At 30.3% G+C, this 23,931-nt stretch carries 22 protein-coding genes and 1 riboswitch; of the genes, 9 read left to right on the top strand and 13 right to left on the bottom strand.

The genetic code is table 11. The features are described from left to right. Positions 1–27: 27 nt before the first annotated feature. Both ribD and VIM70_RS14980 read right to left on the bottom strand, forming a co-directional pair. A complete protein-coding gene (ribD, locus tag VIM70_RS14985; protein WP_331946580.1) occupies positions 28–1,128 on the bottom strand; it encodes a bifunctional diaminohydroxyphosphoribosylaminopyrimidine deaminase/5-amino-6-(5-phosphoribosylamino)uracil reductase RibD in 1,101 nt (366 codons plus the stop codon). 238 nt (positions 1,129–1,366) lie between these two features. Beyond that, positions 1,367–1,480: riboswitch (FMN riboswitch) on the bottom strand. 110 nt (positions 1,481–1,590) lie between these two features. Beyond that, positions 1,591–1,725 (bottom strand): hypothetical protein, encoded by a 135-nt coding sequence (locus VIM70_RS14980; protein WP_331946579.1) that lies wholly within the window; start codon positions 1,723–1,725, stop codon positions 1,591–1,593. Positions 1,726–1,895: 170 nt separating this feature from the next. On the opposite strand from VIM70_RS14980, the gene VIM70_RS14975 reads away from it, so the two are divergent. From VIM70_RS14975 to VIM70_RS14960, 4 genes are all read left to right on the top strand, one after another. After that, a complete protein-coding gene (locus tag VIM70_RS14975; RefSeq protein WP_331946578.1) occupies positions 1,896–2,696 on the top strand; it encodes an amino acid ABC transporter substrate-binding protein in 801 nt (266 codons plus the stop codon). Positions 2,697–2,776: 80 nt separating this feature from the next. Next, positions 2,777–3,418: an amino acid ABC transporter permease gene (locus VIM70_RS14970; protein WP_331946577.1), complete on the top strand. Its 642-nt coding sequence runs from the start codon at positions 2,777–2,779 to the stop codon at positions 3,416–3,418. A gap of 33 nt (positions 3,419–3,451) precedes the next feature. Next, positions 3,452–4,192: an amino acid ABC transporter ATP-binding protein gene (locus tag VIM70_RS14965; protein WP_331946576.1), complete on the top strand. Its 741-nt coding sequence runs from the start codon at positions 3,452–3,454 to the stop codon at positions 4,190–4,192. Positions 4,193–4,465: 273 nt separating this feature from the next. Beyond that, on the top strand, positions 4,466–5,050 hold the full coding sequence (locus tag VIM70_RS14960) for a phosphatase PAP2 family protein (protein ID WP_331946575.1): 585 nt from the start codon (positions 4,466–4,468) through the stop codon (positions 5,048–5,050). Positions 5,051–5,191: 141 nt separating this feature from the next. On the opposite strand, the gene ptsG is transcribed toward VIM70_RS14960, so the two are convergent. The 3 genes from ptsG to VIM70_RS14945 all read right to left on the bottom strand — a co-directional run bounded on the left by ptsG (position 5,192) and on the right by VIM70_RS14945 (position 9,705). Continuing rightward, positions 5,192–6,724, bottom strand: coding sequence for a glucose-specific PTS transporter subunit IIBC (gene ptsG / locus VIM70_RS14955; RefSeq protein WP_331946574.1), 1,533 nt, complete (start codon positions 6,722–6,724; stop codon positions 5,192–5,194). A gap of 624 nt (positions 6,725–7,348) precedes the next feature. Further along, positions 7,349–8,491 (bottom strand): tRNA uracil 4-sulfurtransferase ThiI, encoded by a 1,143-nt coding sequence (gene thiI, locus VIM70_RS14950; RefSeq protein WP_331946573.1) that lies wholly within the window; start codon positions 8,489–8,491, stop codon positions 7,349–7,351. A 56-nt stretch (positions 8,492–8,547) separates the two neighbouring features. Continuing rightward, the gene (locus VIM70_RS14945) at positions 8,548–9,705 is read right to left on the bottom strand and encodes a cysteine desulfurase family protein (protein WP_331946572.1); all 1,158 of its coding nucleotides are present in this window, start codon (positions 9,703–9,705) and stop codon (positions 8,548–8,550) included. Positions 9,706–10,028: 323 nt separating this feature from the next. On the opposite strand from VIM70_RS14945, the gene VIM70_RS14940 reads away from it, so the two are divergent. The 4 genes from VIM70_RS14940 to VIM70_RS14925 all read left to right on the top strand — a co-directional run bounded on the left by VIM70_RS14940 (position 10,029) and on the right by VIM70_RS14925 (position 14,167). Continuing rightward, positions 10,029–11,096: an HD-GYP domain-containing protein gene (locus VIM70_RS14940; RefSeq protein WP_331946571.1), complete on the top strand. Its 1,068-nt coding sequence runs from the start codon at positions 10,029–10,031 to the stop codon at positions 11,094–11,096. Between the two features lie 143 nt (positions 11,097–11,239). Then, the gene (locus tag VIM70_RS14935; RefSeq protein WP_331946570.1) at positions 11,240–12,139 is read left to right on the top strand and encodes a DMT family transporter; all 900 of its coding nucleotides are present in this window, start codon (positions 11,240–11,242) and stop codon (positions 12,137–12,139) included. 127 nt (positions 12,140–12,266) lie between these two features. Further along, on the top strand, positions 12,267–13,610 hold the full coding sequence (locus VIM70_RS14930) for an MATE family efflux transporter (protein WP_331946569.1): 1,344 nt from the start codon (positions 12,267–12,269) through the stop codon (positions 13,608–13,610). Between the two features lie 125 nt (positions 13,611–13,735). Further along, positions 13,736–14,167, top strand: coding sequence for a CBS domain-containing protein (locus VIM70_RS14925; RefSeq protein ID WP_331946568.1), 432 nt, complete (start codon positions 13,736–13,738; stop codon positions 14,165–14,167). Positions 14,168–14,208: 41 nt separating this feature from the next. Here VIM70_RS14925 and nagB read toward each other — a convergent pair whose 3' ends face one another. The 7 genes from nagB to VIM70_RS14890 all read right to left on the bottom strand — a co-directional run bounded on the left by nagB (position 14,209) and on the right by VIM70_RS14890 (position 22,619). After that, on the bottom strand, positions 14,209–14,934 hold the full coding sequence (gene nagB, locus VIM70_RS14920; RefSeq protein ID WP_331946567.1) for a glucosamine-6-phosphate deaminase: 726 nt from the start codon (positions 14,932–14,934) through the stop codon (positions 14,209–14,211). Between the two features lie 32 nt (positions 14,935–14,966). Next, positions 14,967–16,142, bottom strand: a complete 1,176-nt coding sequence (gene nagA, locus VIM70_RS14915) for an N-acetylglucosamine-6-phosphate deacetylase (protein WP_331946620.1) — start codon at positions 16,140–16,142, stop codon at positions 14,967–14,969. Between the two features lie 32 nt (positions 16,143–16,174). Next, positions 16,175–17,044 (bottom strand): N-acetylmuramic acid 6-phosphate etherase, encoded by an 870-nt coding sequence (gene murQ / locus VIM70_RS14910; protein WP_331946566.1) that lies wholly within the window; start codon positions 17,042–17,044, stop codon positions 16,175–16,177. A 16-nt stretch (positions 17,045–17,060) separates the two neighbouring features. Further along, the gene (locus VIM70_RS14905; protein WP_331946565.1) at positions 17,061–17,792 is read right to left on the bottom strand and encodes a GntR family transcriptional regulator; all 732 of its coding nucleotides are present in this window, start codon (positions 17,790–17,792) and stop codon (positions 17,061–17,063) included. A gap of 212 nt (positions 17,793–18,004) precedes the next feature. Further along, positions 18,005–20,233 carry a heavy metal translocating P-type ATPase gene (locus VIM70_RS14900; protein WP_331946564.1) on the bottom strand — a complete coding sequence of 743 codons (2,229 nt, stop codon included), beginning with the start codon at positions 20,231–20,233 and terminating at the stop codon, positions 18,005–18,007. Positions 20,234–20,300: 67 nt separating this feature from the next. Further along, a complete protein-coding gene (locus VIM70_RS14895; RefSeq protein WP_331946563.1) occupies positions 20,301–20,663 on the bottom strand; it encodes a metalloregulator ArsR/SmtB family transcription factor in 363 nt (120 codons plus the stop codon). Positions 20,664–20,852: 189 nt separating this feature from the next. Next, positions 20,853–22,619 (bottom strand): bifunctional homocysteine S-methyltransferase/methylenetetrahydrofolate reductase, encoded by a 1,767-nt coding sequence (locus VIM70_RS14890; RefSeq protein WP_331946562.1) that lies wholly within the window; start codon positions 22,617–22,619, stop codon positions 20,853–20,855. Positions 22,620–22,855: 236 nt separating this feature from the next. Here VIM70_RS14890 and rd point away from each other — a divergent pair, with 236 nt between their 5' ends. Further along, a complete protein-coding gene (rd, locus tag VIM70_RS14885) occupies positions 22,856–23,017 on the top strand; it encodes a rubredoxin (RefSeq protein WP_331946561.1) in 162 nt (53 codons plus the stop codon). A gap of 63 nt (positions 23,018–23,080) precedes the next feature. On the opposite strand, the gene surE is transcribed toward rd, so the two are convergent. Next, positions 23,081–23,833: a 5'/3'-nucleotidase SurE gene (surE, locus tag VIM70_RS14880; RefSeq protein ID WP_331946560.1), complete on the bottom strand. Its 753-nt coding sequence runs from the start codon at positions 23,831–23,833 to the stop codon at positions 23,081–23,083. Positions 23,834–23,931 lie beyond the last annotated feature (98 nt).

The following is a 23,931-nucleotide window of genomic DNA, read 5'->3' as shown; positions in this document are numbered from 1 at the left end:
CTCCTTTATTTTAGTACTAATATAAATTTACTGAGTTTTCTTTATATATCCCTCAATCATAATATCTTCATCTAATCTAGTTACCTGAGTATCCGTAAGCATTATAGAATCTTTCACATGCTTAATCCCCTCGCCTCCTACTGGAGTTTTACCTGAAATCCCTCCAAATATTTTTGGAGAAATAAAAGTAATAACTTTATCTACGATGCCTTCCTCTAGTGCTGAATAATTTAAAGTGCTTCCACCTTCAATTAAGATACTATCTATTCCCATGTCACCTAGTTTTCTCATTAAATAGTTTAAATCCACCCTATTATTTTTACTTGGCGTTACAATAATTTCAGCACCCTTTTGTTTAATAGCTTCAAGTTTACTCTCTTTAGCAAACTCCGTTGTAGCTATAATAGTTTTTGTTTTTTCATCACATTTTAAAACCTTTGAATCTAGCGGTAATCTCGCTTTGCTATCTATAATAATTCTTATTGGGTTTATGCTTAGTTTATCTTCTCTTCTTGTAGTAAGTTCTGGGTCATCACTAAGTACTGTTCCAATCCCTACCATAATTCCAGTTAACCTTTGCCTTAATTCATGCACATATGCTCTAGATTTTTCATTACTTATCCACTTTGAATCCCCAATAGCTGTTGCTATTTTACCATCCAGTGTCATAGCAGTTTTCATAATACAAAATGGTAGTTTGTTAGAAATATATTTTATAAATATTTCATTAGTTTTCTTTATTTCCATCTCCAATATACCTGTAATAACTTCTATCCCATTATTTTTTAGAATTTCTATACCTTTTCCTGCAACTAGTGGATTAGGATCTATCATTCCGATTACCACTTTAGATATTTTATTTCGCACTATAGCATCTGCGCAAGGTGGCGTTTTACCAAAATGCGAACAAGGCTCTAATGTTACATATATTGTTGCACCTTCCACATCTTCTGTAGCATTAGCAAAAGCATTGACTTCTGCATGAGGTCCACCAAAATATTCATGGTATCCTTCACCAATTATTCTATTATCTTTTACAATAACAGCACCAACTAGTGGATTAGGATTTACAAATCCCACTGCCTTTTTAGATAATTCAAGAGCTCGTCTCATATAATAATTGTCCAATTTATCACCCCTAATTCTATAATTGTGGTGTCAGTTTTCCTTTTTTAAAAAATTTATTAAATCATATAAAATAATAAAAGCCCTGAAAACATAGTTTTCAGGGCTTAATAAGCTAATTACACATCTAGTATCATCACTTAAAGTGTTAATAACTAAATACATGTGTATTCAAAATACAAAAACATTATATTAACTATCTTGCAGCGTTAATAAATGAAAATTTCTTGTATTTATCATTGTTCTCCTTCTCTCATCCAGACTTTACTGTCGGCTCTGGAATTAAACCAGATCTACCTTTCGGCTCGCGGGCTATACCGCCGGTGGGGAATCTAACCCTACCCTGAAGGATTTATTAAATTTTCAACCTTAGAATACCACTTTGTTATTTTAGTGTCAAGTTAATATCTATAAAAATTAACAATAAATCAGAATATTATATAAAATATTTCATAATTAGAGGAATTATTTATTTTTTTTATTTCTTTGTTTATTATTTTCAATATTTGCACCATTTGCTCGAATATCTTTGTCATTATCGGTTCTCTTAATTCCTGCTGAAGATAATTGCTCATTAGTAAGCTTTTGTTTTACAGTCATTTAAAACACTTCCTTTCTTAATTTATTTTCCCACCAAAAGAGAGATTTATACTACTAGGATTTTACCATCTATATAAAAAAATTGTTGTTATAATTTTCACTTCAATACTTTACAAAGTTAACACGATAAAGTAAAATGATACTACTAGGATTTAAAAGGAGTGTTAATAATGAAAATTAAATTTAACTTATTACTGGTGGCTATACTTACAACTGCTATTTTAACTGGCTGTGGAAGCTCATCTAAAACTGATAATTCTTTAACCGATATAAAAAACAAAAAAGAACTAATAGTTGGTCTTGATGACAATTTCCCACCAATGGGATTTAGAGGTAAAAGTGGTGAAATTGTAGGTTTTGACATTGATATGGCAAAAGAAGTGGGAAAGAGAATGGGAGTTAAAGTAACATTTAAACCTGTAGAATGGGACGGTATTATATTAAGTTTAAATAATAAAGATATTGATGTTATATGGAATGGACTCACGATAACAGATAAAAGAAAAGAACAAATTGCTTTTTCTAAAGTATATGTTCAAAATAAGCAAATAATTATCGTAAATAGTAAATCAAAAATTTCAAGTAAAAGTGCTTTAAGTGATAAAACTGTAGGACTTCAACTAGGAAGTAGCAGTGAAACTGCTCTTGAAAAAGATGCATTGCTTTCTAAGTCAGTAAAAGAAGTAAAAAAATATTCTAATAATACAGAGGCGCTATTAGATTTAAACGCTGGGCGTATTGATGCTGTTATAGTAGATGAAGTAGTTGGAAGATACTATGTTAGTAAAAAACCTGGCATGTATAAAGTGCTTGATGAAAATCTAGGAGTAGAAGATTATGGAGTAGGTATAAGAAAAAATGATGTTAAGCTTACTGCAGAAATAAATAAACTACTAGGAGAAATCAAGAAAGATGGAACCGCAAACACTATTTCAAAGAAATGGTTTGGTAAAGATATAATTTACAAATAATATATTAGTACTCAAACATTTCTAACTTAGATTGTTTGAGTACTAATAACGATTTTTAATATTTTAAAGGAGTGTTATATTTGGCTAACTATATGGACATTACAGCTTATATTCTACAAGGAAGTATCCTTACAATTGAAGTATATATTGCAACAATAATATTTTCCATACCACTTGGAATATTAGGTGCATTAATTAAAGTTTCAAATTTAAAAATACTTAATAAAGCCGTGGACATCTACACTTGGTTATTTCGCGGAACCCCTTTACTTCTTCAACTTTTTTTCACATATTTTGGTCTACCAATTATCGGAATAAGATTTTCTCCTTTTACTGCAGCTGCACTTACCTTTTCTTTAAATTACGGAGCTTACTTTACTGAAATATTTAGATCAGGTATTCAATCTATAGATAAAGGTCAATACGAAGCTGCTAAAGTATTAGGTTTAAATTATAGACAAACTATGTCAAAGATAATATTACCCCAAGCTTTTAAACGAATAATTCCGCCTATGTGTAACGAGGGAATTACTTTAATAAAAGATACAGCTTTACTCGCTGCAATCGGACTTCAAGATATACTAAGAGCTGCTAGAGAAATTGTAACTCGTGATTTTACAATTACTCCTTTTATTATTGCTGCAATAATATATTTAATATTTACTTCCGTAATTGTAATGGCGTTTAAAAAGCTTGAAAAGAAATATTCAGTTTACGAATAAAGAATCTCGCGACATATGAAGGATGGTGCTAATATGGATTTTCTTAAGATATCTAATATAAATAAAAGTTACGATAAAAACCAGGTTTTAAAAGATGTATCCCTAAGTCTAAATAAGGGTGAGGTACTATCAATTATTGGTCCCTCTGGTTCTGGGAAAAGTACACTACTTAGATGTGTAAGCGGACTCGAACATATGGATAGTGGACTCATTGAATTTAATGGCATAACAATTGCAAAAGCTAAAAATAAAATTAATAATATTGAAGTTATTAATGCTTCTAAAAAAATAGGGATGGTTTTTCAAAACTTCAATCTATTTCCTCACAAGACAGTTCTAGAAAATATAATTGAAGCACCTATTATAGTAAATAATATAGATAAAAACGTAGCTATAGACATAGCAAAAAAACTACTTTTAAAAGTAGATCTATTGGATAAAATAAATTCTTACCCTTGTACTCTGTCTGGTGGACAAAAACAACGAATTGCTAATGCTAGATGTCTTGCAATGAATCCTGAATTAATTTTATTTGATGAACCAACTTCTGCATTAGACCCTGAACTAGTCAGTGAGGTTTTAAAAGTAATTAGAAGTCTTGCAATTGAAAAAATATCACTAGTAGTAGTTACTCATGAGATGTTATTTGCAAAGGAGATATCTGATAGGATTATTTTTATGGAAAACGGAGAGATTCTAGAGAACTCCACTCCAGAGTCATTATTTTCAAGCCCTAAACATATAAGGGTAAAACAATTTCTGAATTTATTATAAATCAGTTAAAATCCAAATAACTTTCACTCGCCGGAAAATATATTATTACAATTAATCCTAATTTATGATCTCTTTAGCCATTTATCTAGAATAATTCAACCATCATCATCTGCTGTATTGTCATATTAACCTACAATATAAATGTATCTTTTAATTGTAGGTTTTGATATAATATAATTGATGTTATGACTTAATTGGAATTTTATATATTAAATATAAATGTTTATAAACACATAATATTTAATATGATATAGAAAGGATGATTAAATTAAAATGCTTTATTATTTAGCAAGTTCTATGAATTTGGGATGGAATCAATTTTATATTGCTATTTCAAAGTCTTCGGATCCCGATTTACAGATTTTAATAAGCCTATTGGTTTTTTTTATATTATATCTTTTGAACAATAAATTGGAAGCTATTTGTTGTGGATTTAATATCGGAGTTACTGGTTTTACCAACTTGGTACTTAAAAACACACTAAAAATAGATAGACCCATAGGAACAAAATTAGTTGAAGCTCATGGTTATAGTTTCCCTAGTGGCCATTCTTCTATTTCTACAGCGATTGGTATCGTTCTTATTTACTTTCTAATTAAGCGAATAAAAAATAAAAAAATTGCTTATTTAATTAGTGGTATTATAATAACATACCTAATTCTAGTAGGCATTAGTAGGGTTTATGTTGGGGCACACTTTCCAACAGATATTCTTGGTGGGTGGGTTATCGCCGCAATATGGTCTTATATCACTATTGCCACTTATAAATTATGCAAGAAAAAAGGCGTGGATAAATATTTAGATAAACATTTTACTATTAAATTAAATTTTCAAAAAAATAAATCAAAATCTATTTAATTATACTATGCCAATTTAGCCCCAATTATTCAATATTGAATAATTGGGGCTCTTTATATATAATTTAATTTTCATTCTCCAAAATATAATAAAAGACCACCAAATAAGTTTCTAAATCCTCTTTGATGGTCCAATGTGAAATTATTTATCTAATCCTTTAGCTATAACTTCTTTAATTTCCGTTTTTATGTGCTCTGCTCTTGTTCCAAATATTGCTTGAATACTGTCACCAACTTCAAGCACACCAGCAGCTCCTAATTTCTTAAGTTCTGCCTTATTAACATTTTTAGCATCCTTAACACTTACACGTAAACGAGTAATGCATGCATCTAAATTAGTGATATTTTCTTTTCCACCTAAAGCAATTAGTACTGCTATTGCGTGTTCTTGACCTTTAAGATTAGTTTTTACATTGCTAACATCTTCAACCTCATCTACTTCTCTACCTGGAGTTTTTAGATTCCATTTTCTTATGGCATAGCGGAATCCGAAGTAGTAAAGTGCTGCAAATACTAACCCTACTGGTATTACTAACCACCAAGCTGTTCTATTTGGAATTACACCAAATAATAAGTAATCTATAAGTCCACCTGAAAAGGTCATTCCTATTTTAACATTTAAAAGTTGCATTGTCATAAAGGATAATCCTGCGAATAGGCAGTGAATTCCGAACAATACTGGTGCTACAAATAAGAAAGAAAATTCAATTGGTTCAGTAATTCCTGTTAAAAAAGAAGTTAAAGCTGCAGATCCCATAATACCAGCAACCAAAAGCTTCTTTTCTGGTTTTGCTTCATGAATTATTGCAAGTGCTGCCGCTGGAAGACCAAACATCATAAATGGGAATTTACCAGTCATAAATGTACCTGCTGTAATTGGTACACCATCTTTTAACTGAGCCATGAATATAAGTTGGTCCCCATTAACTACTTGGCCAGCCTTATTTATATACTCACCAAATTGATACCAAAAAGGATTATAAAAAATATGATGTAATCCAAATGGGATTAATGATCTTTCTATAACTCCAAATACAAAAGCTGCTAATGTCGGGTTCGCATCTATCATACTTTTCGAAAAAAAAGTTAAGCCATTTTGAATTGGAGGCCATACGAAACTCATTGCAATACCTATGCCAATTGCACATACCGCCGTAACAATAGGTACAAATCTCTTACCTGAGAAAAATCCGAGGTATGAAGGTAATTCAATATTGTAATATTTTTTATATAACTGTGCTGCCACAACACCCATGATAATACCACCAAATACTCCTGTTTGAAGTGTTGGTATACCTAATACACTTGCAAACCCTGGGTGAGCTCTACCTACTAAATCTAAAGTAACTCCAGAAACAATTCCTAAAGTCTTATTCATTATTAAGAAACCAACTATTGCTGCAAGACCTGCAACACCTTCACCATCTGCAAGTCCAACTGCAACCCCTACTGCAAACAATAATGCAAGGTTGGTAAAAATAACGTCCCCTGACTGTTCCATAATTTTAGCTACTATTTGAAACCAATGAGCATTAAACATTGGTACACTTGCTAGAAACTGTGGATTTTGAAACATATTCCCAAATGCAAGTAATATTCCTGCAGCTGGTAATAACGCTACCGGTAGCATTAAAGATTTTCCTACCTTTTGTAAAACACCAAAAGCTTTTTTCATTTATATTCTCCTCTTTTGTTGGAATGTTAACAAAAATAAAAGGCATAAGCAAAGTCATAATTATAGTTTCACCTAATGGTGACTATAATATTTTAATGACTTTCGCTCATGCCTGATTATATCAGTAACACGCAAATTTGATTATTATTTAGTTTTTTGTAAACTTTTACACATAAATTCACACTGTTTATTAATAATATATACATAACAAATGTTACATTTATGTTATCATGAATTATTACTTTTTTCAATATTTTTCTACATTTTTTTTATTGTTTTAAATCCCTTAAAATAATAAACTCTTCATAATTTCAATATTTATTATCTATATTTCTACAAAATAAAAGTAAGCTAGCAGTAATGAGAAATCATTTTGTTAGCTTACTTTTTTGTTAAAGATTAATTACATGTTTAATTTTTTATAGTATTAGTTATTTAACTGTATTTCCCTTTTGATTCTTTTTCTGAGTTTTATCTTTTGTGTCCTTTGAACCTGATCTTTTTTCTGTTCCTTTTTTAGCCATGTTAATCACCCCTTAAATGCTTATTTCATCTGATATTATTTACACTTTATCTGATTTAATACACATTATAAGTTAATTAACATTAATATTTTTTATATATTTATTTATATATTTCCATTTCCAAAATAGCCTTCTCAACAAGAGAATCAATATCTAAAACTGATTCAGACTTAATTATCTCAATTAATCTCGGTTTTGTTTTTGGATGTTTAGGAACAAAAATTGTGCAACAATCCTCATAAGGTAAAATTGAGGTCTCATAAGTTTCTATTTTCCTTGAAACATCTATAATATCTACTTTATCCATAGCAATAAGTGGCCTAAATACTGGTCTATCGGAAACATCATCACTTACTACAAGTCCTTCCATAGTCTGACTAGCTACTTGACCTATGCTTTCTCCAGTAGTTACTGAATTTATACCATATTTTTCAGCTAGAGCACATGCAAGCCTCATCATAAATCTTCTCATAATTATTGTTAATTCGTCTTCTCTACATTTTTCTATTATCTGCATTTGAATTTCAGTGAATGGTACTACATATAAAGTCAATTTTCCTGTGTACTCTTTTAATATATTAGTTAATTGTTTTACTTTATCCTTTGCCCTCTCACTAGTATATGGGTGGCTATGATAATAAACTGCATGAAGTTCTACTCCACGTCTTGCCATCATATAGCCTGCTACAGGTGAATCTATGCCGCCTGATAACATAAGCATGGTGCTACCATTCATTCCATAAGGTAATCCACACACTGCCTTTATTCTTTTAGAATAAATATATGCCATATTTCTTATTTCAACATTTATAAAACAGTCTGGATTATGAACATCTACATTTACATCTTTATTATTTTGTAATATATAAGCTCCTACTTTTCTACTTACGTCCATAGAACCTGGAGTAAAGTTTTTATTTGCTCTATTGGTTTCTACTTTAAATGTTTTAGCTGGACTATCTACTAGCTCTAAAAGAGCTTGCTTTTCAATAGAATCCAAAGAAGCTTCAACCTGCGTAACTATACATACCTCCATTACTCCAAAAACATTCTTAACCTTCTCTATAATTTTCTCCATCACATCAGAATATATAAACCATCTTCCTTGGTCCTCAACAAATTCGTAATTTAAATCTCTAATTACATTTTTTATATTATCTTTAAGTTTTTTTTCAAATTTACCTCTGTTGAGCCCTTTTAAAAATATCTCAGGGGCAAATTTTACTAGTACTAATTTTTTCATCTTTTCTCGCTCCTCTGTTTATTATAATAACTAAAACATCACCTTTAGGTGATGATTTATCTTTTGTAGAACTTTCTCAAAAATTTAAGTGATTTTTCTAACTCAATTATAACATAGTCTATTTCCTCTTTATTATTATACTCAGAAAAACTAAATCTTATAGTTCCACCTTGCTGCTCTAGAGTTCTTCCAATGGCTGCTAAAACTTCACTGCTTTTATGACTTTTAGAAGAACATGCCGAACCTGTAGACACATATATGCCTTTCTCTTCTAAAGAATGAAGTAGTACCTCTCCTTTAACTCCCCCAAATGAAACACTAAGTATATAAGGTGTAAAATTATCATCTAGTTTACTGTTAATTATAACATCTTCTATCTTAGACAGTTTTTCTATAAAATATTTCTTTACCTCCAAAACTTTGTTGAAATTTTCATGTCTATTTTTGTTAATAATCTCAGCAGCTACTGAAAATCCTACAATCCCAGCAAGATTTTCTGTTCCAGATCTTAGATTTCTTTCTTGTCCTCCACCATTTATCAAACTACTAGGGATAAGTCCTTTCCTTATATATGCAAATCCAATTCCTCTTGGTCCATGTATTTTATGTGCACTAGTAGATAATAAATCAATATGAGACTTTTGTACATCAATAGGAAGTTTTCCATAACTTTGCACTGCATCTACATGAAATTTAACCCTACTACTTTTTTCTTTAATTAGTTTTCCAATAAGCTCAATATCCTGCACTACCCCTACTTCATTGTTTACATGCATTATGCTAACAATTTGAGTGTCTTTATTAATGCTTTCTATAAGTCTTTCTACATCAATTCTACCATTATCATTTACATCAATATAAGTAACTTTTATTCCCGTATTTTCTAATTCCTTAAAAGTGTTTAATACACTTGGATGTTCAATTTTAGTAGTTATTATATTAGCAGTTAATTTATTTAACGAGAGTTTAGAAAACCCCTTTATAAGAAAATTATTACTTTCACTTCCCCCTGATGTAAATATTATTTCCTCACTACTAGCATTTATGCTTTTAGCAATATTTAATCGCATCTCTCTAAGTTTTTGCTCTGCCTTAAACCCTAAACTATGTGCTGAAGATGGATTTCCATAATAATTTCTCATAGTACTACATACGGCCTCAATAACCTCTTCATAAGGTTTGGTAGTTGCACTGTTATCTAAATATATTTCCATGTTTTTATCTCTCTCCTCATTAATCATTACCTTTGGTAATGAATTACCTTTGGTAATGAATTACCTGTGGTACTGCATTACCTGCGGAACTGTTCATTTTCTTCAAAACTGCATCACTAAATTATCTATATTAATTCTTACTATTTTGCTCTACTTTATCAATTATAAATATCTTAATTATCAAAGTCAATAAATAATAAAACATTCATTTAGGCTTATGTCAGTTTATATGATAAAATAAAGTTATTAGAATATATAGTTTATCCACTTACATTTAAGTAATTCAGCAGAAGTTATCAATTTTTTTTGAGGAGGATGTATCTATGAACCCAAAAATTAAAAATATAAGTATTTACGATCTGAAACCAAACATGATTTTATCTGAAGATTTAATACTAAACGGTTTAACTTTAGTTGCTAAAAAAATTGCATTAAATAGTTCAATAATTAAAAAAATAGTAGAATTTTACCCATCAAACGCTATTTCTATTTATGCGAGTGAAGAAGAAATCTTAGCTCCTAATGTGCAAAGTTCAAGAAAGCAGAGTTTAATTCAAACAGAAAATATATTAAATCAATTCACAAATAAGATAGATAGATTTTTAAATAGCCTACAAAAAAATGCTCAGCCAGACTTAACAGAAATAAAAATTATGTCTAAAGAAATTTTAGATAACCTGCATGATTATGGTGCTATTTTAAAGAGTATAACAAATTCTAGAAATATAGACGAATATCTTACACGTCATTGTGTAAATGTTGCACTTTTAAGTTCAATGTTAGGAAATTGGCTTAATTTATCTAAAAAAGATTTAACACTTTTGACTTATACCGCTTTTCTCCATGATATCGGTAAAACGGAAGTTGACCAAACTATATTAAATAAGCCATCTAAACTTACAAAATCAGAATTTGATGAAATTAAAAAACATTCACTTTACTCTTATAATCTTTTGAAAAATGTTCCTTTTTTAGATGAGTCTGTACTTTCAGGTGTTCTGACTCATCATGAACGTTTAGATGGATCGGGCTATCCCCTTGGTTTAAAAGAAGATAAAATTAGTGCTTTTGCAAAAATAATAGCAATTACAGATATGTTTGATGCTATGACCTCTGATAGAGTCTATAGTAAAAAACAAAATCCCCTAAATGTATTAGAGATTATGAGGCATGAATGTATAGGTTTATTAGATTTTAATTATCTAACTACTTTTATAAAACAAATGCCAAATTACTACACCGGCGAAATGATAAAACTTAATAATGGTACTATTGGAAAGATAATTAAGATAGACATAAATAATATTTCTAAACCTCTAATATCTGTGGATTTAAATTTTATTGATTTAAGTGAAGAAAAAGAATTATTTATTACAGAACTTCTAGCTTAGTGACAGCAAAATATACCTAAATAATGAATATAAATTTAAAACTTTAGAATAATTTAATAATCGATCTAATCATCATAAGAAATATATTATTTAAACTACTAGTTATTTTTTATGATGTTTCGCATTGTAAAGGAGTCCTAACCATGAATAATCCCGACAAAAAAAAGAGTATATTAGCTGACATTTCTTTGCTACTAGTAGCAATTGTTTGGGGTGGTGGTTTTATAGCTGTAAAAGGTGCTTTAGATAATATTACGCCTTTTTATATAATGGCAATGCGTTTTGGAATATCTGTATTAATTATGTTATTGATTTTGCGAAAAAAAATTAAACATTTCACTAAAAATGATTTAAAGGTTGGAACCTTTGTTGGACTTCTTCTCTTTTTAGGATTTGCTGCTCAGACTGTAGGTATGAAATATACAACTGCTGGTAAAAATGCCTTTTTGACTGGAACAAACGTAGTAATTGTTCCCTTTCTTTATTGGGCTATAAGCAAAAAGAAACCAGATGGTTATTCATTAATATCTGCTTTATTATGTTTTGTTGGAATAGGAATGCTTACCTTAGATGGAGGACTTTATCTTGGACTCGGGGATAGTTTGACTTTATTATGTGCAGTATTTTTCGCAGCCCATATAGTTGCTGTTGGATTTTTCGCACCAAAAGTAGATGTTATATCACTTGTAATAATACAACTAGGTTCCGCTGCAGTATTTTCAATTATAGCTGCTTTAATTTATGAACCAATACCGCAAGTTTTGAATTCAAATACGATATTTGCAATTGGTTACTTGGGTATTTTTAGCACAATGCTTGCATTTCTTGTACAAAATTTAGCACAAAAATATACCACACCTACCCATGCTGCTATTATCTTATGTTTAGAATCTGTTTTCGGTTCTATTTTATCTGTTATAATGCTTAATGAAATATTCACATTAAAAATGGTTTTAGGATGTTTAATTATATTTATTGCAATTATAACAACAGAAACTAAGCTGAACTTTTTAAAAAGAAAAAAAATATCTGTTGCTCCATAAATTTATTTTTTATAAAATATTATAATATAATTAATTAAATCCATTCTAATTAAATTAAACAATGAATGAATCTATTTAATAATAATGTTATAATGTATATTATTAAATTAGATAAGAGGCGACATAAATGAAATGGATACGTAAAGATGTATTTAATCTAGCAATTCCAATAATGACAGAACAATTATTTGTTATATCTTTAGGCATGATAAATACTATGATGGCTGGTCATATAGGAAAAGAAGCGGTTTCTGCCATTGGAATGGTAGATGCCATAAACAATATATTTATAGCATTTTTTTCTGCACTTGCAATTGGCGGTATGGTTGTTGTAGCTCAGTTTGTTGGGCAGGGAAATATAAAAAAGGCTAACGCTACTATGAAACAGGCGCTTTTTTCTGGACTTATAATTACTTTTATAGTAACTACTATAATGTTTATATTCCAAGGGCCTATAATTGCGATGCTTTTTGGAAGCGCTGAGGCTGACGTAATAAGTAATGCACATACATATTTAGGCATAACCTTACTTACCTATCCTTTGATAACTATTGATTTAGTTTCAAATGGACTACTACGTGGAGCTGGAGATACAAAAACACCTATGAAGGTTAGTATCTTTATGAATATTATAAATGTGACTTTAACATACATATTTATTAATGTTTTAGGTCTGGGAATAGTAGGTGCAGCACTTGGTATAGCTATTGCAAGGGTTAGTGGAGGTATAATTATATTAACAGTACTTTTGCGTGGTTCAAAAATCCTAAAACTTACAAACCTAAAAAAATTCAAATTTGATAAATCATTATTAAAACTTATCTTTGGAATTGGATTACCTGCAAGTGTAGAGTCCTTGCTTTTTAATGGTGGAAAGTTAATTACTCAAATTTTTATAGTAGATATGGGAACTATAGCAATTGCCTCAAATGCAATTGCTGGTTCCGTTGCTACTATGCTAAATGTACCAGGGAATTCACTATGTATTGCAGCTACCGCTCTTGTTGGAAAATATATGGGAAGAGGCGAAACTAAAGAGGCTGAGGGTGCTCTATCTTATATTACTGTACTTTCAACTATTTTTTTAACTGTGATAGCCTTAATATCTATACCTTTCGCTAGAAATATCGTATCACTATTTACCACTAATAAAGAAATAATTCACTTGGCATCAGTTGTACTTATAGTAAATTCTGCGTGTATCCCCTTATGGTCTATATCCTTTGTGCTACCTTCAGGGCTAAAAGGTGCAGGAGATGTAAAATACACACTAGTGACAACGATTATAGGAATGTGGCTTTTTAGAATTACGTTAGGTTATCTATTGGGAGTTGTTTTAAATTTTGGACTTATAGGGGTTTGGATAGGTATGATAATTGATTGGGTCGTTCGGGGCACGTTATATTGCATAAGGTTTAAAAAAGGTAAATGGAAACTTAAAACTGTAGTAAAAATTGGAATTAAAGTTTAACCAAATTTAGGGTAAAAATGGAGATATTTAATAGAATATTTATAAATTAATCTATTAAACATGTTATAATGATGTTGTTAGATAATGACACAATAAACTAAAAAATCTTTAAAGGATGGGTAAATATGAACATAGCCTTTTTTCTTACACCTAAAAATGAAGTTATTTATGAAAAACTAAGTTCTACAATGAGACAAGCACTAGAACGAATGGAATATCATAGGTATACATCTGTTCCATTGATAAATGAGAGTGGTAATTATGTAGGTACATTAACTGAAGGTGATTTATTATGGAAATTAAAAAATACTCCAAATTTAAATTTTAATGATACAAGTAAAATTTCAATTGAAGATATCCCGAGGCACGTCTCTAACAAAGCAGTATTAATTAATGCAGACATAGAGAGCTTAATATCTCTAGCAAAAGATCAAAATTTTGTTCCTGTTGTAGATGATAATGGTGTTTTTATTGGAATAATTAAAAGAAGTGATATAATAACTTATTGTTATAATTTATTATACGAAAAAGACGAAATGAAAAGTTTGATTAAATAAGAAACACCTATACTAGATTATCTAGTATAGGTGTTTCATTTTTATAAACCACTAGCAGCTTCTTTATCTAAAATAATGGTTACATCATTATGAAGTTGCAAAATTGAAGCTGGTATATTAGGATTTATTTTACCTTTAACAGCTCTTTCTATAGCTTCTGCTTTGTTTATTCCATTGGCAAGTAGAATAATTTTTTTAGAGTTCATTATTGTCTTTATTCCCATACTTATTGCTTTTACTGGCACATCCTCTATTGAATCAAAGAACCTAGAATTAGCTTCAATTGTCCCTTCATCAAGATTAACTAAATGCGTTTCTGCTTCAAAATTTACATTTGGTTCATTAAAACCTATATGACCATTGCCGCCTATACCCAGCACTTGCATATCTATTCCACCAAGTTCTTTTATATTCTTTTCATACTCTATGCAACTAGCATTTACATCTTTCGCCATACCATCAGGCATATTAATATTTTCGCGAGCTATATTTATACTATTAAATAAATTAGCATTCATAAAATAATAATAACTTTGAAGATTTTCTCTATCTATTCCATAATATTCATCCAAGTTAAAGGTTCTAACCTCTTTAAAATCTACTTCATTTTTATTATACAACTTAATTAATTCCTTATACATACCCAGTGGAGTATCTCCAGTAGCAAGACCCAATACACTATTAGGCTTTAACGTTACCTGGCTTGCAATCATTAAAGCAGCTTTCTTACTCATTTCCTCGTAATTATCTACAACTATTATTCTCATATTGGCACCACCTCATCATAATACTCAAAATTTTACTCTTGAGCTTCGTACATTATTTTTCCTTCTACTATTGTAAAAAACACATCTATATTTTCATCAAAAATAACTAAATCTGCATCGTATCCATTTTTTAAACTTCCCTTTATATTGTCCATCTTAATAACCTTTGCTGGATTAAGTGTTGCCATTGCTACTACCTCATAAATTTCTAAATCGCTGTGACCGAGCATGTTAAATACAGCCTTGTTTAAAGTCAAAACGCTTCCTGCGAGTGTTCCATTTTCAAGTTTTGCGGCTCCATTTTTAACTATTACCTTTTGTCCCCCAAGCTCATACATTCCACTCTTCATAGAGCCCGCTCTCATAGAATCTGTTATAAGCACCATTTTATCTTTATGAACCTCATTTATGAGTATATTAAATATTGCTGGATGAATGTGTATTAAATCTGCTATTAGTTCGCAGGTTATGTCACTTGTAAATATTGCACCTACAATACCTGGTTTTCTATGATTTAATGGAGTCATAGCATTAAATGTATGTGTAACATGCGATACTCCATCCTTTATTGCACTCATTGCCTCTTCAAAACTTGCATCTGAATGACCTATTGACAATGTTATTTCAGAATTATTTTTCACCTTTTTTATAAAACTATGATTCTCATCCTTTTCTGGTGCAAAGGTTATAATTTTAATAATATCTATATAATCCTTTATAATATCATAATTGGGTCTTATGATATTATCGTCCTTCTGAGCCCCTTTGTATTTTTCATTTATGAAAGGACCTTCCATATGTACCCCTAAAATTTTCGCACCTTTAGTTTCCAGCTTCATTGCTTGCCGTGCGACCTCTAATGCTTTATAAATACTATCCATGTCCGATGTCATTGTAGTAGGTAAATATGCTGTTACTCCATTTTTAACTATTGTAGTGCTTATAACGTCTAAAGCTTTTGACGTCGCATCCATAGTATCATACCCACCAGAACCATGAATGTGAATATCAATAAACCCAGGCGATACATATCTGCCTTTAGCATCTATTATTTGTATTTCTTCCTTATGCTTTTCTTCATAATTTTTTTTATACAAAAGGAAATTATCCTCATTTACAATGTCTATAATAAACGAATCAAAGATTATCACAGAATTTTTAATTATTTTGTCACTCATAATAAGTTTTCCATTAATTATAGCTTTAATCCTCATAACTTCACCACCTTACTAAATAGTAATTATAATATTGCTAATGCCTTAGCTACATTTCCATCCATTTTTTCTAGAGCCTCTTTTGATTTTTCAACAGTAACATTTTTTTTAATCATAATAATACTTACTTTTGGATCAAATGCACATTTTTCTAAGATTTCATTTACTACGCTGTCATCCATGCCGGTAGCAAGTTTCACTATGTCGCGTACACGCTCTTTTAGTTTTTTATTAATAGGTTGTACATTGACCATTAAATTAGTATAGGTTTTTCCAAGTTTTATCATAGATACAGTACTTAACATATTTAACACCATTTTTTGAGCGCTGCCAGCTTTCATTCTAGTAGAACCTAATATTATTTCTGGTCCAACCTCTATTGCTATAGTGACTTCACAAATGTCTTTAAGTTTACCCTTTGAATTACACATAAGTGCTATAGTCCTGCAACCCATTTCTTTAGCGTATTCCATAGCAGCCACAACATAAGGAGTATTTCCACTAGCAGTTATTCCAACTATTACATCTTTTTTATTTATACTTACTCCTGATAAGTCGTGAATAGCAAGCTTTGGATCATCTTCCGTATGTTCAAGCCATCCACTTAATGCTTCTTGTCCACCAGATATAATTCCCTGAACCATGGAATCACAAATTCCAAATGTAGGAGGACATTCTGATGCATCTATTACTCCCAATTTCCCGCTTGTGCCACTACCAATATAAATAAGTCTTCCGCCATTTTCAAAGCTTTTAACAATTAATTTTACTGCTTTCTCTATATTACTTAACTCTTTCTCCACGGCTATAGCTATTTTTTTGTCCTCATCATTGATCTTCTTAATAATTTTAAAGATTTCAAGGGAATCTAATTCATTTTCATGACTTTCCTTCATAAAAACCCTCCTCTTATTATTTTAGAGTTATTTGATATTTATACTTGTCACTTCTATATATTGCTTTAGTGTACTCAATTGGAGTTTCATTTTCTAAATAAGTTGTTCTCCTAAATATCAATGCCAAAGCACTTTTTTCTTGATTTAGTAATTTACTTTCATAATCGCTAAGCATTGTAGGTTCTATTGTTTGCTTTGCTTTGTACGGATGATACCCATACTTTTCACGAAATATGCCATATAGTGATTTATCCTCAATCATATCTCTAGTCATTCCATTATATAAATAGTATGGAAGCCATGCTATTTCGATAGCTACTGGTTGTTCATCACTAAACCTTAATCTTTTAATTTCAATGATTTTATTTTCATCCTCTGGCATTTTAAGTTCAATTTTACATTGTTTTGTTGCATCAATTATTTTATAAGATAATATTTTGGTTTTTGATACCACACCATTCCCTTGCATTTGCTCTGTAAAACCTTCAAGACGTGATATTTCTTGATTGACCTTTTTAAGCGACACAAAAGTGCCTTTTCCTTGTTCTCTATAAATTAATCCATCATTTACTAATGACATAATAGCCTTATTTACAGTCATTCTGCTAACGCCTTGGATTTCACATAATTCTCTTTCTGTTGGAATTGACTCCCCTGGCTTTAAAACTTCATTTTCTATCATTTCCTGTAGTATTTCTTTTATCTGATAATGAAGTGGAATAGGGTTATCCTTAGAAACTTTTTTCAAAACTTTACCTCCTCAACTAACATTTTTTTTGCAAACATAATTTTAGTTAATATGTTATTATATTGTCATGTTGTATATACCAATTATATTTCATTTCTATTATTTTTTCAACCTATTTAGTTAAATAAAAAATTTCAATATATTTTTTACTAACTATTAGGAGAATTATAAAAAGGGTTAACAAGAACCTTATGTTCTTGTTAACCCTTTTGTTACCTATCAACCTTCATAGCTCTCATAGAATTTAAGACTGCTATTAAAGCAACTCCTACATCACCAAAAACAGCTTCCCACATAGTCGCTATTCCAAAAATAGCTAATATTAAAATAACTGCTTTTATACCTAGTGCAAAGAAAATATTTTGCATAACAATTTTTTTTGTCTTTTTAGCAATTTTAATTGCCTGGGCAATTTTTGAAGGTTCATCTGTCATTATTACTATATCAGCCGCTTCTATTGCAGCATCAGAACCTATTCCGCCCATGGCAATTCCAATATCTGCTCTTGCAAGTACTGGAGCATCATTAATTCCATCTCCTACAAATACTATTTTTCCTTTAGGGGACCTTTCCTTTTGCAAATCTTCCAATTTCTCAACTTTCTCATGTGGAAGAAGTTCTGAGTAAACTTCATCAATGCCAAGATTTTTCCCAATATTCAAAGCTATTTCTTTATTGTCACCAGTAAGCATTACTATTTTCTTAACACCCATAGACTTTAACTTAACTATTGCTTGTATAGCATCTTCTTTTATCTCATCTGAAATTATAATACTACCAACATATTCTTTATCTACAGCTACATAAATTACTGATCCAACATTTTCAGGTTTATTATAGGAAATTCTTTCACTATCCATTAACTTTGAATTACCAGCAAGGACATATTTTCCTTTTACTTTAGCTCTAATTCCTTTTCCTGCTATCTCCTGCACATCTTCAATATCTTCTTTTCGTATATCTTTGCCATAAGCTTTTAATATAGATGTAGCAATAGGATGGCTAGAATAACTTTCTACATAAGCTGCATACTTTAATAATTCATCTTTACTTATTTTACCTTCTGCGCGTATTTGCGTAACCTTAAACACTCCTTTAGTTAGTGTTCCTGTCTTATCGAAAACTACCATTTCGACGCTATTTAATGCCTCCAAATAGTTTCCACCTTTAACCAGAATTCCATTTCTAGATGCACCACCTATCCCTCCGAAAAATCCAAGTGGAATAGATATTACTAAAGCACAAGGACAAGATACTACTAAAAATACCAATGCTCTGTATATCCACTGCGAAAAAAGAGCACCAGGTATTAAAAGTGGGGGTAACAACGCAAGCGCCGTAGCACTTATAACTACAATCGGCGTATAATACCTTGCAAATTTAGTTACAAAGTTTTCAGTGGGTGCTTTTTTACTACTTGCATTTTGCACTAAGTCTAAAATTTTTGCAAGGGTAGACTCTCCAAATTCTTTTTTTACCTCTATAGTTAATAGTCCATTTTTATTTATACACCCTGCTAAAATTTCATCTCCAATCTTAACATCTCTTGGAACTGATTCACCAGTTAATGTTGATGTATCTATTAATGATTTACCTTCAATAACAATACCATCTAAAGGTACTTTCTCTCCTGGTTTTACTATTATAATATCTCCCATGTGTACTTCTAGTGGATCTACTTTTACGATTTCATCTTTAATTTTTTTATTTGCATAATCTGGCCTTATATCCATAAGTGCAGATATAGATTTTCTTGATTTATTTACAGCGATGTCTTGGAAAAATTCTCCTACTTGGTAAAAAAGCATAACCCCAACGCCTTCTGGAAATTGTCCAATAGAAAATGCTCCAACTGTGGCTAATGCCATTAAGAAATTCTCATCAAACACTTGACCTCTAAATATATTTTTTATTGCTAATATTAAAATATCTCCACCAATTAACAAATAACTTAAAAGGAATAAAGAAAATTCAACAAAATATTGAAATTTAGATTTAAATATAATCGCTATTATGAAGATTATAAGACCTACAGAAAAACGTATGATTTTATTTTTATTATATCCTCCATCTGAGTGATCATGACCATGAGCGTGCTCACGAGCATGCTCATGTCCATGGACCTGTCCATGATCATCACTACAGTTATTGCAATTACAACTGTCATGTTCATGACCTTTTTCCTTTTGTTTAAATGTTTTTGCCTCTTTGGGTATAAGTCTAGTACCAGGTTCTATCTTTTTAACTATTTTTTTTACATCCTCTATAACTCTTACTATTTTTTCTTCGCTTTGAAATTGAATTACTAAGCTTTTAATGGCAAAATTTATACTCGCATCTAATACTCCATCTATTTTTTTACATTGAGCTTCAATTTTATTTGCACAATTAGCACAACCTAGACCTTCTAAAATGAATTCTCTTTTTATTGTAGTACTCATTTGCTCCCCCACTTTCAAAGTTTTAATGTACTTTTATATTATAAATTTTTCTTTATGTATTAAGATATTATCTAAGTTCTTTTATGTGAATAAGTCCTTGATCAAAAATTTGTTTAACATGCTGGTCATCCAAGGAATAATATACAACCTTGCCTTCTCGTCTATATTTCACAAGTCTAGCATTTTTAAGTACACGAAGTTGATGTGAGATGGCTGATTGGGTCATATTAAGAAGGGCAGCTATATCACAAACACACATTTCAGTTTCAAATAATACACACAGAATTTTAATTCTCGTACTATCTCCAAAAACTTTAAAAAGTTCTGCCAAATTATATAAGGTTTCTTCTTCTGGTATTAATTTTTTTACTTTTTCTACTACATCTTCATGTATAGTAGAACAATTACAAAACTCTATATTTTTATCCATCTATTAACCTCCGCTTATATGAACACATGAATCATTGTTCATATGTTCATTGTATAATATTCATTAGTACTTGTCAACGTTCTCTCGGAAAATATTTTGCTAAAAATGATTGGAGACAGTTAAGAACTATTCGATTGATAAATCAAAAACTCCTATCATGGATTTATTCATGATAAGAGTTTCTAATTATTAATTATTATTAATACTGCTTATATTCTCAATGATTTTTGAAATAATATCTATTCTTTTAAAAGGTGTCATAAGATAAAATCCGTCTACAAAAGGGTATATATTTTGTGCAATTTCAGTAGATATTTTGATTGCAAGTATACCTGCTTCTTCTTTTGATATATCCTTATATTGTTCCATAATTTCTTCCGAGACACTTATTCCAGAAATTTCATTATTCATAAAACAAGCATTCCTATAGCTTACAATTGGAATAATTCCTCCTAAAATCTTAGCAGGCAATTCTCTTCTTGCTAGTTTTAAATTTTCCACAGCTTGCTTTGTCAAAATCGGTTGTGTTAAAAACATAGTTACACCATTCTCAATTTTCTTTTTTGCATGCAATAATTGACTCTCAAAATTAATGGCATTTACGTTTAAAGCACCACAAATATTAAAAGGTGATGAAAATGTTGTATCATTTAAATCAGTGATATAATTCGCAAGCATAGCAGAATTAAAACTAAACATTGCCTTAACCTCATCACGATCGGCTGTTGGCACCGGGTCCCCCGTAACCACTAAAACGTTATTTACTCCCTCAATACTTAAACCTAGAAGAAGCGCTTTTGTAGCATTTATATTTCTATCACGGCAAGTCATATGAGGAATAGTTGTGATATCAAGTTCTCTTTTTAGCTTACAAGCGAGCAAACTACTATCTACCCTTACTCTTGCAACAGGACAATCTGCAATTGTTATTGCATCAACACCTTGATCTTTAAGAGTTTTAGCACTATTCATAAAGAAATCTATTCCTGTGTCAATTGGTGGGTCTAACTCTACTGCTATTATTTTTTTACCAATTTTTAGTTTTTCTAAAAGAAGGTTTTTAACAATTATTTTCTCAATATGAGTTATGTGAGTTTGCTTTGTTGGAGCAATTTCATATGGTGATAACCCTCTGATTTTTTCAACAGTTGCCCTTATAAATTTTGGAGTTGTGCCGCAACAACCGCCTATAATAGCCACGCCTTCTTTTGCTATTTCTAGCATTTTCTCTGCAAAATATTCTTTAGTATTATTGAAAAATGTGCGATTATTTATTACTGTTGGATACCCTGAGTTTGGCATTAAAGATATAGTTTTATTTTCTATATTAAGAGTTTTTATGTATTTCAATAAGTGAGATGGCCCAGAAAAGCAATTAAAACCAAATGCATCTATAGTAGATATCTTTGAAACTTTCTCTATAAATTTTTTTCCCGATATACCAAGCCTTGTAAACCCTTCTGGCGAAACCGCGAGCTCCATCAAAATATATGCCTTTGGATTTATATCCTTAATATACTTAGAAAGCTCAGGCAAATATTGATCATTACTAAAGGTTTCAAATATAAAGTGCGTTGCACCAAGCTCTAAAAACAAATCTACTATTTCTTTGTATGATTCCCATAAATCTAGCATTTCTAAAAATGGGATTGGACCAATATCAGCAAAAACTAAAACTTCAGTCCCCTTTGTGGCATCGCATGCAATTTCATAACCTTTTACAATTACATCTTTCACTATATCAAAATTACTTTCAAGGCTAATTTTATTTGCTCCAAATGTATTGGTTTTAATAGCCATACAACCTGCATTTATATATTCCTTATGTATATTGAGTATTGTATTTCCATCATAGATATTTGCAAGTTCACATTTGGATAATGGATTTTCTTTAATACTTGCATAATATGTTCCCATTGCACCATCAAAAATTAATGGCCTTTCTTTAATATTCATATATTTCCCCCTTCTCCAAAAAAATAAATTTTATTTGCTTTACGTTATTTCTCTCTACTAGAAATTTCTTTAGGCTAATTATAGCAAATAATTCTGAATATAGTGTAATTTAAAAAAGATAATTTATTTAATAAAATAAAATCATATAATTAATAGCATAATAGAAGTATAATAGATTTCTAATAGATAATATTATGTGATTAATATTATCAAATAAATTTGAAGGAGATGTTTTTATGGATAAGTATGTATGTTTAGTGTGTGGGTATGAATATGATCCAGAAGTAGGAGATCCCGATGGTGGAATAAAACCAGGTACTAAGTTTCAAGATATTCCAGAGGATTGGGTTTGTCCATTATGTGGAGTTTCAAAAGAAGAGTTTGAAAAAGTAGAATAAGATTTTATAATAAAAGCCAGGTATTTCAATCATAAAGTGATTGAAATACCTGGCTTTCTTATGTTAGAACCATTCACATACATCATTTAATATTTTAAAATTAGTTAAATCATAATGAAGTGGAGTTACAGTTACATATCCCTCTTTAAAATATATTGTGTCTGAATCTTCATCATGAAGATCTTTTAGTTGACCTTTAATCTGATATAAAGTTTCATTGTTTTCTCCAATAGTCTTTATATAACTATTGTTATATTGTCTATTGCCAATTTTGCATACTTTAATTCCTTTTATCTCATTCTCTTTTAGTAAGGGAACATTTACGTTTAGTACAATATCATTTCCGATCTTATTCTCATGTGCCTTAAGTAGTATTTCACCAGCATATTTAGCCGCCATTTCATAATTCTCATTGTCTTTGTTAATTTGCATAGAAACTGCCATAGCTGGTATTTTATAAATAGTTGCTTCAATAGCTGCAGAAACCGTACCCGAATATAAAACATCTGTACCTAAATTAAGCCCTCTATTAATTCCTGATACAACCATATCTATTTTACAATCAATAAGTTTGTTAATTGCAATCTTAACGCAATCTGCTGGTGTTCCATCTACACTAAAAGCTTTTGATTTCAAACCAGAAATCTTAATTTCTTTAACAACAAGTGGCCTTTCAAGAGTTATTGAATGTCCACATGCACTTCGCTGGCAGTTCGGTGCTACAATAAATACTTCATGATTTTTTTCCAATTCTTTTGCTAAGGCATATATACCTTTTGCATTTATACCATCGTCGTTTGTAAGTAACAATCTCATTTTCATTCCTCCTATCATTCACTAGAATGGACAATAATTATTAATTATATTCTATAACAATAGGTCTCTATAGGCAAGTAGTTAAATTTTTACATGAT

Origin of the sequence: Clostridium sp., from assembly GCF_036569345.1 — a bacterium.
GTDB lineage: Bacteria > Bacillota > Clostridia > Clostridiales > Clostridiaceae > Clostridium_AD.
The sequence above is the reverse complement of the archived record's forward strand: the minus strand, read 5'-3'. Positions and strand labels throughout refer to the sequence as shown.

Coding starts and splice junctions, on each gene's coding strand:
- VIM70_RS14940 (WP_331946571.1), top strand. CDS start 10,029: ATGAACCCAAAAATTAAAAATATAAGTATTTACGATCTGAAACCAAAC.
- VIM70_RS14935 (WP_331946570.1), top strand. CDS start 11,240: ATGAATAATCCCGACAAAAAAAAGAGTATATTAGCTGACATTTCTTTG.
- rd (WP_331946561.1), top strand. CDS start 22,856: ATGGATAAGTATGTATGTTTAGTGTGTGGGTATGAATATGATCCAGAA.
- nagB (WP_331946567.1), bottom strand. CDS start 14,934: ATGAGAATAATAGTTGTAGATAATTACGAGGAAATGAGTAAGAAAGCT.
- VIM70_RS14895 (WP_331946563.1), bottom strand. CDS start 20,663: ATGGATAAAAATATAGAGTTTTGTAATTGTTCTACTATACATGAAGAT.
- ptsG (WP_331946574.1), bottom strand. CDS start 6,724: ATGAAAAAAGCTTTTGGTGTTTTACAAAAGGTAGGAAAATCTTTAATG.
- VIM70_RS14890 (WP_331946562.1), bottom strand. CDS start 22,619: ATGAATATTAAAGAAAGGCCATTAATTTTTGATGGTGCAATGGGAACA.
- VIM70_RS14965 (WP_331946576.1), top strand. CDS start 3,452: ATGGATTTTCTTAAGATATCTAATATAAATAAAAGTTACGATAAAAAC.
- VIM70_RS14945 (WP_331946572.1), bottom strand. CDS start 9,705: ATGGAAATATATTTAGATAACAGTGCAACTACCAAACCTTATGAAGAG.
- VIM70_RS14980 (WP_331946579.1), bottom strand. CDS start 1,725: ATGACTGTAAAACAAAAGCTTACTAATGAGCAATTATCTTCAGCAGGA.
- VIM70_RS14900 (WP_331946564.1), bottom strand. CDS start 20,233: ATGAGTACTACAATAAAAAGAGAATTCATTTTAGAAGGTCTAGGTTGT.
- thiI (WP_331946573.1), bottom strand. CDS start 8,491: ATGAAAAAATTAGTACTAGTAAAATTTGCCCCTGAGATATTTTTAAAA.
- VIM70_RS14975 (WP_331946578.1), top strand. CDS start 1,896: ATGAAAATTAAATTTAACTTATTACTGGTGGCTATACTTACAACTGCT.
- VIM70_RS14960 (WP_331946575.1), top strand. CDS start 4,466: ATGCTTTATTATTTAGCAAGTTCTATGAATTTGGGATGGAATCAATTT.
- VIM70_RS14930 (WP_331946569.1), top strand. CDS start 12,267: ATGAAATGGATACGTAAAGATGTATTTAATCTAGCAATTCCAATAATG.
- surE (WP_331946560.1), bottom strand. CDS start 23,833: ATGAGATTGTTACTTACAAACGACGATGGTATAAATGCAAAAGGTATA.
- VIM70_RS14925 (WP_331946568.1), top strand. CDS start 13,736: ATGAACATAGCCTTTTTTCTTACACCTAAAAATGAAGTTATTTATGAA.
- murQ (WP_331946566.1), bottom strand. CDS start 17,044: ATGAAGGAAAGTCATGAAAATGAATTAGATTCCCTTGAAATCTTTAAA.